The following is a 13,247-nucleotide window of genomic DNA, read 5'->3' on the forward strand; positions in this document are numbered from 1 at the left end:
GGCTGTGGTTGGGTTTAACGGGCTAGCTTAGGAAGGGGCTGCATGAGATGATCACGAGACAATGCCAAATAAGCGATATTCAAAATCTTGTAGATGACTATATGGATGGTCTGTCTTCGCCTTTCGATTCCTTTCTTGAGGATCACATTTTGGCATCGACGTTCTACATAATCGAAGACGGAGCATTAGCCATCGGCTACTATGCGATTCATAATAACGAAACGCTAACGCAGTTCCACATTAGCCGTGCTTACCAAAAGCATGCACAAAGGCTATTTAATCAAGTGCTGGGAGAAAACGCATTGACCTCGCTTTTCGTTCCGACCTGCGATGAACTGTTTCTAAGCTTGGCTGTAGATAAGGACTTCAAGATCGATAAACAAGCGTATTTCTTTCAAGACAGCCAAGTGGAGCTGTCGGAAAGTAAAGGTACAGGGGAAGAGACGTTCCGCCCAGCTAAACCGGATGATTTACAACAAATCCAGCAAGTTTGCGGTGATTTTCTGGATGACTATGAGCGGCGAATTGAGAATGGGGAGCTATTTACCTACTATAGGGGTGGGTTGCTGCTTGGCATCGGAGTTATGGAGAAATCCAAGCTGCTTACCGGCGTGGCAAGCATTGGGATGATGACGAATGAGCTGTATCGAAAGCAGGGGATTGGGCGGAACATTATTTTGCAATTGAAGAAATGGTGTTATGAGCACAATTTAACGCCTATCTGCGGTTGTTGGTATTATAACGAAGCTTCCAAATTAACGTTGGAAAGTGCAGGGATGGTGACGAAGACCAGACTGCTGAATATGAAAGTCAATCAACCGTCAGTTGAATTGACGTGTTCAACTGACTCTTGATAGAGTAGAGCCACCAAGCGTGCTATGCTGTTTGCAGACAGTGCGCACTGTACAATCCAATAAGCGGAGGCGTTCTACAATGGAAATGCGTAAGATCGGTGCTTTCATCTCCAGTCTACGGAAAGAACAAGGGATGACGCAGGCGGAATTCGCCGTGCGTTTAGGAATAAGTCATCAGGCCGTATCAAAGTGGGAACGCGGGGAGTCGCTGCCTGATATCGGCATGTTGCCGGCAATCAGCCGTTTGCTCGAAACGTCCATTGATGAGCTGCTAGCCGGTGAAAGGCGGATTGTGCTTGCGGAGGAAACCGCATCCGCGCAGTCTGCCGCAGGTGAAGAGCTCTCGAGCATCGAGAAGCCTCAGGAAGAAGAAGTAATGGATGTAGAATTAGTAGAAGAAATAGATGAAGAAATAGATCAAGAAATAGATGAAGAATTAGTTGAAGAAAAAGAAGAAGAAATTGAACCCGCCGAAGCTCAGGACGAAGCGGAGGAGGATGATTCGAACGCACCTGATGATGATGGATCACATCCGAGCTTGCAAGCGATTTTGCAGCTTGCACCGTTTCTGGGGAGCGACACGATCGATGAGATGCTCGTTTATGTAGAGGAAGGCCGTCTGAGCGCTGACGCTATTCAGGGCTTGGCACCGTTTATTAGTAAAGGCTCCTTAGCCCGCTTGGTGGATAAGGCTATCGAAAAGCTCGATATGCGGCGGCTCGTTGGACTCGCGCCTTTCCTAGATACAGAACAAATCGACCGGCTTGTGCAGCAAGCCGAGGAAGGTACGGTCGATTGGCAAATTGTTCAAGCCTTGGCGCCGTTTATAAGCCGGGATACGCTGGACCGACTTGTTGACCGGATTGCCGCCAATGAAGGCATCGAAGCCAGCCATATTGTTGGACTTGCTCCTTTCTTATCAAGGGAAAGCATGGAGAAGCTGCTGGAGCACGTGAAGTCCGGTTTTCTTGGCGCCGACATTCTCTCCGCAATAGCACCATTCATTCATAAAGATGCGCTGGAGAGACTGGTCCGAGGCATGCTGGAGAAGACGCTGACTCGGTCAGCTGAATAAGGGTATGGTTTCCGCCATCCTGCGAAACAAATAAGCCAGGGCTCCTAACGATGGAGTCCTGGCTTTTTCGAGCGAGAAGGTTTAATCGTATCCGGTGTAGAAGATGAGTAGTACGAAGAAGGAGGTTATTGCAGTGACGGCCTTAACGGAAGCTCAGATTGAACATTTCAGAGAAAATGGCTACCTCATTATGAATCAATTGTTTACGCTAACCGAATGCGATGAAATGATTCGGAATGCGAACAACATGATTACCGGGAAAATCCCGCTTGGCCCGCATAATGGCATTTATATGGAGCCGGAGGCAATCTTGAAAGGGCTTGCATCGAATGATGAGCCTGATCCGGCCTATCTGTTTAAACTGGGTCACCAGATGCATCGATCAGATGACATTTTTCGTTATTATGCCATGCATGACAAACTAGCAGAAGCGCTGACAGATCTACTCGGACCCGACATTAAGTGCATACAAAGCATGTATATCGATAAGCCTCAACAATTGGGAGTCGGCCAACCTTACCATCAAGATTCCTATTATCTGGCAACCGAACCGGATACGTTGATCGGCCTTTGGATCGCACTTGATGATGCTGATGAAGAGAATGGATGCCTGCATGTTATCCCCGGCAGCCATCGCGAACCCATTCACCCGCATGAGGTGCCGTCTGATGAACGCCAAAGGAAGTATTTTCAAGAAGTGCATGCTGCACAGAAGGATAAAGAAGTCCCGTGCCGCCTGCCTAAGGGATCAGCCGTTTTCTTTCCGGGGACGATGCTGCATCGTTCTGGAGATAACGAAACCGCGGATCGCCGGCGGCGTGCATACGTCTTGCACTATGTGAGCGCGCGATCGAAACAACCTAAGCAAACCAACTCGCGCAATCCGCATTTGCTCGTGCGGGGACGTCAATACCCCGGATGCGTGTAAATGCGTTAAAAAGGAGGAGAAGAACATGAATATCCCCAACGTACGAACAGGCGAGGCGCTGATTCGGGAAATAAACGAAACCCGAGTACCATACGGCATGCTCGCCATATGGTTTCTCGGGCAGGTTAGTGTCATTGTCAAAGGGGGCGATACGATCGTGTATATCGATCCCTATCTAGCCGATGCTCCATATCGGCGGTTTAAGCCGCCCCTTCGTCCGGAGGAGGCGACAAATGCCGACTGCGTGCTCATTACGCATGATCATATCGATCACTTAGATCCGGATACGATTCCGGGGATGGCGAAGACTCGCAACGTTACCGTGTTTGTGGCGCCGGGCTATAGCCTGGGCGCTCTAGCTGAATGCGGTGTTCCGCCGGAGCGGCGTATTCATGCGAAAACAGGCGAATGGCGGGAGCTGCGCGGTTTGCGCTACATGCCGATCCCAGCGGCCCATGAAGAACTGGAGTACGATTCCGCGCTTGATCACCGGTTCGTCGGTTATGTGCTTAACCTAAACGGAGTGACGTTTTATCATGCGGGCGATACGACGGTTTATCCCGGACTGATTGAGACCGTGAAAGCGGTAAACGTCGACTGCGCACTGCTGCCGATAAACGGACGCGATCCGTTCCGGCTTGCGCGTAATATTGTCGGCAACATGAATTACCGCGAAGCTGCCGAGTTTGCGGTGGCAGCCGGGATCGATACGGTCATTCCAGCGCATTACGACATGTTCGAAGGCAACACGGAGCATCCCGGGCATTTCATCGACTATTTGCACGAAAATTACCCTACGCAGAAGAGTCACGTACTGGCTCGATTCGAAAGGTATGTGTACGTATCCGGCCGCGCGCTGAAATAACAACAAGGCGAAATCATACGGAAATTGAATCGTTCCCCCTTGGAGGCGGTTACAAAGTGAAAGCCATTGTCAATTACGAAGCAGGGTCCGGTAAAGTCGAAGTTCGTGAAGTACAGGTCCCCGAGTTGGGACCGAAAGATGTGTTGATTCGCGTGCAAGCTGCCGGCGTCTGCGGCAGCGACTTGCATATGTACCATGATTCCCAGGGGTTTCCGGTAAAACGACCTGTTACGCTAGGTCATGAATTTGCCGGCATAGTTGAGCATGTAGGTTCATCTGTAATCGCTTTCAAGGCTGGTGATCGCGTAGTCAGCGAAACACCGGCCTATATTTGCGAAACTTGCATGTATTGCCGTACCGGCCAATATAATCTTTGCCCGACACGCAGAGGCTTCGGCGTACTGGAAGACGGCGCCATGGCGCAATTCGTGAAAACAAGAGAAGCGATTGTTCACCGTGTGCCTGACGGCATTCCCTTTGAGATGGCTGCACTGACTGAACCGGCGTGCGTAGCCTACAACGCTGTAGCTCATCATTCTCATATTCGACCGGGCGACTATGTTGTCGTATTCGGACCTGGACCAATCGGATTGATGTGCGTGCAGATTGCCAAGCTGTTTTCCCCGGGGCGTCTTACGATCGTCGGTACTGCCCGCGATAAGAAACGTCTGGAAGTGGCATTGCAATTCGGCGCGGATGAAGTGATCGTGGCCGACGGAAGAGACGTAGTCAGCGAGCTGCTCCAATACGGCGACGGATTTGGACCTGATGTTATCTTAGATGCGGTAGGGGTCTCCGCGACATTGAAGCAGAGCATCGATGCCATCCGGCCGAACGGACAAATTACGAAGATCGGCTGGGGACCCGATCCTATCGGATTTTCACTCGATCCGTTAATTCAGAAAGCTGCCCGTTTGCAAGGTTCGTTCAGCCACAACTATCCGATGTGGGAGAAGGTGCTCCTGATGATGGCAAAGGGAGAAATCAACCCCCTTCCAATGGCCAAATCGTATAGCATCGACGATTGGAAATCGGCTTTTGACGACATGGATGCTTTGAAACACGCCAAATCGATCATTTTACCTCAAGCCTAATTGAAGGGGGAGAATACGACTATCATGGAACCGATCGTACAAATATCGCTGGATTTGACTACCATTACGGAAGCATTGGAAATGGCCGAAATTGCCGTAGAAGCAGGCGTGGATTGGATTGAAGCAGGGACGCCGCTGTTGCTTGGAGAGGGTCTTCATGCTGTTGCGGCACTACGCAAAGCTTTCCCGAATCACCCTATCGTGGCCGATCTCAAAACAATGGATGGTGGCTATCTTGAAGCCGAGATGATGGCAAAAGCCGGAGCGACTCACGTCGTAGTCATGGGCGTGGCTCACCAGGCTACGATTCGTGCTGTTGTCAAGGCAGCCCGCGATTATGGTATCCAGGTTATGGGCGATATTATGGCTTCGCCGGATCCTGTGGCCTGCGCCAAAATGCTGGAAGCCAATGGGGTCGACTTCATTATCGTCCATACCGGCTTCGATGAGCGCGGCGAGGATAAGGAACGTACGCCGTACGATTATCTAGCTGCTGTAGTCGAAGCGGTGAATATTCCTGTACAGGCTGTAGGCGGACTTACGATCGACCAAGCCGCAGATATGCCTAAGAATGGCGCTCCTCTGGTCGTAATCGGCGCTCCCCTCGTAATCGATAAACAAGAGTTCAAACCGAGCAAGGACCGTGGGCAGTTGAAAGACATTTTGCAGCAATTCGTCTCCCGCGTTAAAGCGAATAGGGTTGAGGGGTGACGTGATGACAACGACAGCCCGCGCAGCGCTTTTTCCAAAAGGATTTATGAATGAGTTGTCGGAAGGCAAGATGAGCTTATGGGAGTGGATCGAGATCGCCGGTACGCTCGGTGCAGATGGTTTGGAGATGTATCCGCGTTTTCTGGAAAGCACGGAACCGTCTTACCTTCAAGCTGTTCGCGAGGCGTGCGACAAGGTGCATTTAGCCATTCCGATGATGTGCTCGTCACCGGATTTCACCCAACCGGATCCTGCATTGCGACGAGATGAAATCCAGTATATCAAAACGATGATCGATGTCATGGCGATTCTCGGACCGGAAGATTTCAGAAGCTGCAGAGTGCTGTCCGGACAAAGGCGGATTGGCGTATCCAGGGAGGACGGCATTCGCTGGACCGTGGCATGCATTCAAGAACTGCTACCGTATGCCGCCGAGAAGAAGGTAGTCCTGGTGATGGAGAACCACTATAAGGACGGTTACTGGACAGCGCCTGAATTCGCTTTGCCATGCGATATTTATTTGGAGATCATTAGTCAGATCGAATCGCCTTGGTTCGGCGTGAATTATGATCCTTCCAATGCCATCGTTGCCGGCTATGATCCCATTCTATTGTTAGAGCAAGTCAGATCCAGAGTGATCACCATGCATGCCAGCGACCGATATTTAAAAGAAGGCTATGCGATGGATGACATTCGAGCGTTTATGGACCAAGGCTATTCCCATGCGCTTGAGCATGGCGTCATTGGCAAGGGCATGAATGATTACGGCAAGATCTTTAGCATTCTTCAAGAAGAGAGGTTCACTGGCTGGATCTCCATCGAAGATGGCGTGAACGGGCTGGAAGAGCTGCAGGAATCCGTTCATTTCATTAAAAATCAAATTACGCAGTATTTAAGCTATTCTGAAATGATGAAAGCGATTGTATTGAAAAATGCCAATTCCGAATCAGCGGCAGTCGCGCTAACGGTCAAACCTCGCCCTGCATTAAAGGCTGACCACGAGGTATTAATCAAAGTCATTAGCGTCGGACTCGATGGTACCGATAAAGAGATCATTATGTATCGTTACGGCGTGCCGCCGGAGGGAGAAGAAGATCTGATCATCGGCCACGAGCTAATCGGTGTAGTGGAACAAGCCGGAGCCGCTTCCGGATTTAATGTCGGAGACGCTGTCACCGTGCTAGTAAGGAGGCCATGCCCGGAACCGGATTGTCCGAATTGCCGTGCAGACCGATCGGACTATTGCCAGAGCGGGAACTACATTGAAAGAGGGATCAAGGGTTCTCACGGATTTATGTGCGAATACGTGGTTGAGGATGCCAACTATGTCGTAAAAGTTCCCGATGGGATGAAGCATCTGGGCGTGTGGGTAGAGCCGCAAAGTATTTTCGAGAAGCTATGGTCGACCATCTCCCATTTCCAGCAAAGATTCGTTTGGGAGCCTGCGCGGGCATTGGTGCTGGGTTCCGGTCCGATGGGCTTGCTGTCCGCCTTGTCGCTTCGGACTATGGGGGTTGAAACGCATGTGTGGTCGCTTCATGCCCAAGACAGTCTTCAAGCGAACGTTTTGTCCAAGATCGGCGCTCATTTTCAGAGTGCGTATAACGACGCTTCGGAAGGTGCCGCCGACCATGGACTTGCAAGGCACTATGGCAACAAACGAAATCTGAATTTCGATATCGTGCTGGAGTGCACCGGATTCTCTCCGCTGCTTATTGAAGCGACTCACTTGCTTAACCGAAACGGCATTATCGGATTGCTCGGTATTTCTCCGACGAACCGCCAGATTGAGGTGCCGATGGATCAGATTAACCAGAATTTCGTCATCGGCAATCAACGAATGGTAGGTTCGGTTAATGCTTCCAAAGAGGATTTCATTCATGCGATCGATCGGATTGGCCAAGTAGAGCGCTGCTATCCCGGTACGTTGAGCGGCCTTATCACAGATGAATTTACGCCTGAGCAAGTGGCTTCCGTTCAATTTGACCGAATTGGCATAAAAGGGGTCATACGAATGAGCTAATCCTCGAAGGATGTATTCCCCTATAAAATGCTGCACAGCTTCCGGTACTCCCGCGGCGAAACGCCTTGCCATCGCTTAAATACATGGCTGAATTGATGCAGGCTGTCATAGCCGATGCGCATGCCGATGGCCTCGATTTTCATATCGGATTCTCGCAAGCACCGTTTGGCCTCTTGATGGCGGAGATGCTGGACATATTGATTGGGGGTAACGCCGAACTGTTCTTTGAACAGACGGATAAAATGATCCTCGCTCACGTTCAGGCGCTCTGCCATCAACGAGTTCGGCCAAGTTAACTGCAAGCTGCCGCTTATCTCGTCGACCAGTTCCCTAAGGGCGGTCAAATAGACTGCGGTAGCGGTTCGACGCGGAACGGTCTGCAGTCTGAGGATCGACGCGAGCATTTGCAGCATAGCCCCCCGGCAGATAAGCTCATAACCGGGCCTTGCGGTTGTGAACTCTTCGCAGATCAACTCCATTCCTTTCATGATATCGACGGAAAGGGATGAATATTTTCGCGCAAATAACCGCTCACCTTCCGGATCTAATGGCTGCTTGCAGAACATCGCGTCTTGGACGACGCGGGTTTCGTCAACAACCATATGGATCTCGGGGGTCAGCTCGAATTCATCGTAGAAGTCGAAATGAATACCGAGCAATTGCGCACCTGCTGCGGCAGGGATTTCAATGCGGTGTCTCTCCTTGGCACTCAGAAACAAGAGGTCGCCGGGATAATAACGAATCGTCTCGGGTTCGTCGATGAAATGTACGGCCATTTCCCCGGAGATGACAACCATGACTTCGAAGTCGTAGAGTCGCCGCTCGTTTCCTTGATAATAAGCGGAGTCCTGGTACTGAGCCCAGTGAATGCTCGGCATCCAGGCCATGGAATCCAGCTTGCGGTCGTCGGGCGAAGGTATAGCCATTTTGTCCAACCCCTTATTATGAATTAAAGTCGATAATTGACAACTTTATAGCGATATAGAGTAAATACAACCTATAAAACCTATAGTATCATTCGAATTAGTTAGCGACAATAAACAACTAAGTCATTGATAAATGTGGGGGACGGACGATATGGTGAAGCGTATTGGAATCATCGGGTATGGGCTGAGAGTGAGCGGCTTGTTCGGCAAATTGGATGAACAGGAAACGGGCTGCCGAATCGTCGCCATTGCGGATCCGCGCGAACAAGAGCTTGCGGCGCAAATGGGAGAAGAAGCAAATCACATCGAATGGTATGCAGATGCAGATGATATGCTGAATAACGCCAGACTGGACGGCGTTGCCATTGGAACCCGTTGCAATTTGCATACGGAGATGGCGCTCAAAGTATTAAAGCGCAGCTTGCCGTTATTCCTGGAGAAACCGGTTGCCACGACCTATGAAGATTTATATCGACTGAAAAAAGGGTATGAAGCTTCGGATTCGCAGGTAGTTGTTTCATTCCCTCTGCGCAATACGCCACTCGTGAAGCTGGCCAAGGAAATCATAGATTCGGGCAAAATCGGAACCGTGGAGCATGTGCAGGCTGTGAACAACGTGCCTTACGGCGGCGTCTACTATCATAGCTGGTACCGCGATGAGAGCATTACCGGCGGATTGTTTCTGCAGAAGGCGACACATGATTTCGATTATATTAACTATTTGCTAGGTGCGAATCCGACTGCCGTATCCGCTATGAAATCGAAACAAATCTTCAAAGGCGACAAGCCTGCAGGTCTGATGTGCAAGGATTGCGACGAGAAGCATTCTTGTGAGGAAAGCACGCTTAAGCCGCATAACCGCGCCAGAGGAAGCTATTGCAGCTTTGCGACGGATACCGGCAACGAAGATTCCGGCAGCGCCCTGATTCGATACGAGTCGGGTATGCACGTAGCCTACTCGCAAAATTTCTTCGCAAGAAGAGGCGCGCAGCGGCGCGGAGCGCGTTTGCTAGGCTATAAAGGGACGCTCGAATTCGACTGGTATACGGGCGAATTGAAGGTATTCATGCACCATGAGGCGCGAGTGGAAACGCATCAGTTTGACTTGAATGCCATGGATGGACATGGCGGGGGAGATGGCGTCCTGCTGCAAAATTTCTTCCAGATCGTAAACGGTGCGCAGCGTTCATCCGCCTCGCTCGATGATGGGCTGCTGAGTGCTTTGCTCTGCTTGAAGGCCAATGAGTCCGCGAATACGAATACATTCCAGCAAATAGCTTGGACGACGAACTAATCCGATAGAAGTCCTATATGCGTGAAGAAGCCTGTCCACTAAAGGACAGGCTTCTTGCATGTTAACGTTCCAGAGCAGCAGCATTGCGTCGGTACTCCGTTGGCGTGACACCGGAAATTTTCTTGAAGGAGCGGTTGAAGGAGCTGAGCGTCGTGTAGCCGACTTCAACCGCGATATCTTGTATTTTCATCTCCGATAAGAGCAGTAAGTCCTTCGCTTTCTTCACGCGCACCTCATTCACGAAATCCACGAAATTCGTACCCATCTTCTCTTTGAAATAGGTAGAGAGGTACCCGCTGCTAATATTCAGCTTGCCGGCGATCAAGTCGAGAGACAGCTCCTCGCCGAAATGCGTCTCCGTATAACTGACGGTAAAGCTAATAATCGGATCGCGTTCTTCTTTCTTTAACCGAACTAGCCGGCCTGCTTCACTTACAAGCTTCTCAAGATAGCAATCAAGCTCTTCAATGGTATGCTGCATCTCAATAGGAGGCAGATTGCCGGTTAATTCATCGCTATCAATTTGCATGCTGTGAAGCACGCGCAGCACCTTGTCTGTTGTCTCCTCGGCGAAGCGATGGAACTTGATCGCGGAAATGTTCCGTTTCTTCATCTTCGCCAGCATTCGGCGGAGCGACTGCAGGGCAAGCTGATCATTGCCTTCTTGCAGGCTCACATTCAGCTCTTGCTCCAGAATGGTAGTAGGCAGCATCGGCTTCTCGCAATCTTCGCCGGCCTGAGACACGTAGGTCGTATCATCGAAAGGTCTCCGTTTCACGAGCCGCAGCACTTCCGCGTAAGCACTCGTCATCTGAGAAGAATGCGGATAATAAGAGCTCACGGCGATCGTACAGAAACTATAGACGTTATCCGTCTCCAGCACCGTCTTAATGTCCGTTAGGACAGCTGTCAGACGGTTATCATCCTCATCGTTTAAGTAGATAACGGATAAGATTTGATTCGTTTCGATTTGGAAGGTTTGCGCGCCATCCAGCTTGTGTCCGATGGCTTGGATGATATATTCGCGGATGAAGGCAATCGTCCGTTCTTCCTCTTCAGGCATCTCATCCCAGAAGCGTTGTTTGAAATTCATCTGGAAGAGGACAAATCGAAACGGCCTGTAGTCCTGCTCCGCAGCCGGCTCCGAATCCTCGTATTCAATCCGAATTCGTTTCAGTACATTCATGAGCGAGTAGTTGCGCAGATGGTTCTTCCTGCTTTCGAGGCTGCGCTGCGCTTCCTGGTTTACCTTGATCATGTGGCCAATATTGGCATGAATGAGCTCAAAGTCGTTAGCGGCGCCGCGAACAAGCTCCTTATTCTCATTTAAACTTCGAATCGATTCCACGATTTTTCGAACCGGATTATTGAATCGTCTGCTGAAGATGACGGATAAGACCAAGCTGACGACAGAGGTGAGAATGAGCAGCACGATCAAGGTAACCGTGAGCTTCAAGATTTTGCTCGAAACGCTGCTGTCCGGAATGATATTCACATAAGTGAGCCCGGATACGGAGCCTTTCTGATAGAAGTAGTAGTAGCCGTGCTGTTTCACCCAATTGGTCCCCGCCTTTAATTCCGGTAAAGCTTCGTCAAATGCCGGATCGGACGTATAGATCGTATCCCCTTGCGGGCTCAGTATATAGAACGTGTTGTTAATCGATTGATGGTAATTGCGATACAACTGATCCGCATCAATGAAGGCGAGGAACTTAAAATCGGGATACAACTGACTTCGGAACAAGTAAGGAATGACGATACCGGGCTGTGAATCCTGATAAGTCGGCGGCGGACTCGTGAATACAGCGGCCGGATACAGCTTTGACGCGGAACCTGCCGTAGTCAGTTCCTTCTCCCAGAAGTCCGGCGTATAGACGCGGTTCACATAGTGATTGGAGAACATGACATCCAGCGTGCTGCCGCGATACTTGTCCAGTATGTAATGGTGCTTCACGTCGTACATAAATAAATTGTTCAAGTAAATCCTTGGATTCACCGTGATTTGCTCTAAATCGTCGATGATGTTCCCGGCCGCCAAATAATAAGGCTTCGATTTCTGCAAATCGTTCAGATGATCATTTAAATACATCCCCACGATCACGTTGTCCAGCAGTTCAAAGTACTGCTCGAATCCGCTTGTTGTATGCGTCAGATTCGCATCGTTATACGTGATGATTTCACCGTGAATGCTTTTTCTGAACAAGGTGAGCGAGATCAAATTAAAGGAAACAAATAACAAAATAATCGCCATAAAGCTGAGTAGCATCTTGGTTAAGATCGAACGGGTATTAATCTTCAATTGCAAAATCTGCCTCATGAATAAACCCCTTTTGCCCTGGTCTGATCCTATTTTCGAAAACTGTGCAATTTTACGGAATCCTTGAAATCCGCGCGAAATCGGACATAAATCCCATATCCATCAAGCGGTGACTCTTATAGTATAGCCCTAGGGATGAAAAATCAAGATTCATATATTCAGATGAATAGAGGGGGATCATCATTGAATAACTACACGAATACAGGTACAAACGCGCCTATTGCAGTTGTCGCTCGCAAGGAAAGAAAACGTTCCTTCGTGGACAAGCTGTGGAATGAGCGCTACCTGTTCCTGCTGCTTCTCCCGGGACTTTTATACTTTATCATTTATCGGTACGTTCCGATGCTGGGAAACATTATCGCCTTTCAAGACTTCAGTCCGTTTCAAGGCTTCCTGCACAGCGACTGGGTCGGACTCAAGCATTTCAAGAAAATCTTCGAAGATAGCGAAGTAATAAGAGTTATCTGGAACACGCTATATCTCTCTTTCCTGCAAATTGCATTCGCTTTCCCGGTTTCGATTCTACTTGCGATCATGTTAAATGAAGTGCGTAACGAACGATATAAGCGAGTCATTCAATCGCTTGTCTACTTACCGCATTTCTTATCCTGGGTCGTTGTCATCGGGATTGTAACGACATTCCTGAAGTCAGAGGGCATAATCAATCAGCTCATTCAAATGGCTTTCGGCGTCGACCCGATTCCGTTTCTGACGTCGGCGCATTGGTTTATGCCGATCATTGTGCTGGAGGTCATCTGGAAGGAGTCCGGCTGGGGGACGATTATTTTCCTCGCAGCTTTGGCAGGAGTTAACCCGCATCTGTATGAAGCGGCTGTCGTCGACGGCGCAAGCCGAATGAGGCAAATCTGGCATATCACATTGCCTTCGATTCGGAGCACGATCATTATTTTGCTGATCCTAAGGCTCGGCAGCGTGCTCGATGTGGGCTTTGAACAAATTTTCCTCATGCTGAACCCGCTCAACAAGGAGATCGGCGATGTACTCGATACGTTCGTGTATTACAAAGGGATCGAGAACTCGGACTTCAGCTTTGCAACGGCAGTTGGGCTGTTTAAGTCGCTCGTCGGGTTGATTCTCATTGTCGGAGCTAACAAATTATCCAAAAAATTCGGAGAAGAAGGTATCTACTAAGGAGGCGG

Annotated in this window: 11 protein-coding genes; 9 read left to right on the top strand and 2 right to left on the bottom strand. The window is 49.7% G+C overall.

What is annotated here, in order from left to right; translation table 11 throughout:
- The first annotated feature begins 47 nt into the window (after positions 1-47).
- The 7 genes from AC6ESO_RS00115 to AC6ESO_RS00145 all read left to right on the top strand — a co-directional run bounded on the left by AC6ESO_RS00115 (position 48) and on the right by AC6ESO_RS00145 (position 7,550).
- The gene (locus tag AC6ESO_RS00115; RefSeq protein ID WP_497089648.1) at positions 48-854 is read left to right on the top strand and encodes a GNAT family N-acetyltransferase; all 807 of its coding nucleotides are present in this window, start codon (positions 48-50) and stop codon (positions 852-854) included.
- A 79-nt stretch (positions 855-933) separates the two neighbouring features.
- On the top strand, positions 934-1,929 hold the full coding sequence (locus AC6ESO_RS00120) for a helix-turn-helix domain-containing protein (RefSeq protein ID WP_497089649.1): 996 nt from the start codon (positions 934-936) through the stop codon (positions 1,927-1,929).
- Positions 1,930-2,062: 133 nt separating this feature from the next.
- Positions 2,063-2,857 (top strand): phytanoyl-CoA dioxygenase family protein, encoded by a 795-nt coding sequence (locus AC6ESO_RS00125; protein ID WP_497089650.1) that lies wholly within the window; start codon positions 2,063-2,065, stop codon positions 2,855-2,857.
- A gap of 25 nt (positions 2,858-2,882) precedes the next feature.
- On the top strand, positions 2,883-3,722 hold the full coding sequence (locus AC6ESO_RS00130) for an MBL fold metallo-hydrolase (RefSeq protein WP_497089651.1): 840 nt from the start codon (positions 2,883-2,885) through the stop codon (positions 3,720-3,722).
- Between the two features lie 56 nt (positions 3,723-3,778).
- Entirely contained in the window at positions 3,779-4,816 is a 1,038-nt protein-coding gene (locus tag AC6ESO_RS00135; protein ID WP_497089652.1) for a zinc-binding dehydrogenase, read from the top strand.
- A 24-nt stretch (positions 4,817-4,840) separates the two neighbouring features.
- A complete protein-coding gene (locus AC6ESO_RS00140; RefSeq protein WP_497089653.1) occupies positions 4,841-5,527 on the top strand; it encodes an orotidine 5'-phosphate decarboxylase / HUMPS family protein in 687 nt (228 codons plus the stop codon).
- A 4-nt stretch (positions 5,528-5,531) separates the two neighbouring features.
- On the top strand, positions 5,532-7,550 hold the full coding sequence (locus tag AC6ESO_RS00145; protein ID WP_497089654.1) for a TIM barrel protein: 2,019 nt from the start codon (positions 5,532-5,534) through the stop codon (positions 7,548-7,550).
- 20 nt (positions 7,551-7,570) lie between these two features.
- On the opposite strand, the gene AC6ESO_RS00150 is transcribed toward AC6ESO_RS00145, so the two are convergent.
- Complete coding sequence (locus tag AC6ESO_RS00150; RefSeq protein WP_497089655.1) at positions 7,571-8,476, bottom strand: helix-turn-helix transcriptional regulator; 906 nt, start codon at positions 8,474-8,476, stop codon at positions 7,571-7,573.
- 151 nt (positions 8,477-8,627) lie between these two features.
- On the opposite strand from AC6ESO_RS00150, the gene AC6ESO_RS00155 reads away from it, so the two are divergent.
- Complete coding sequence (locus tag AC6ESO_RS00155; protein WP_497089656.1) at positions 8,628-9,770, top strand: Gfo/Idh/MocA family protein; 1,143 nt, start codon at positions 8,628-8,630, stop codon at positions 9,768-9,770.
- Between the two features lie 61 nt (positions 9,771-9,831).
- On the opposite strand, the gene AC6ESO_RS00160 is transcribed toward AC6ESO_RS00155, so the two are convergent.
- The gene (locus AC6ESO_RS00160) at positions 9,832-12,087 is read right to left on the bottom strand and encodes a helix-turn-helix domain-containing protein (protein WP_497089657.1); all 2,256 of its coding nucleotides are present in this window, start codon (positions 12,085-12,087) and stop codon (positions 9,832-9,834) included.
- 183 nt (positions 12,088-12,270) lie between these two features.
- Between AC6ESO_RS00160 and AC6ESO_RS00165 the strand changes: the two genes are divergently transcribed.
- Complete coding sequence (locus AC6ESO_RS00165) at positions 12,271-13,239, top strand: ABC transporter permease (protein WP_497089658.1); 969 nt, start codon at positions 12,271-12,273, stop codon at positions 13,237-13,239.
- Positions 13,240-13,247: the final 8 nt, after the last annotated feature.

Source organism: Paenibacillus rhizoryzae (assembly GCF_059686995.1).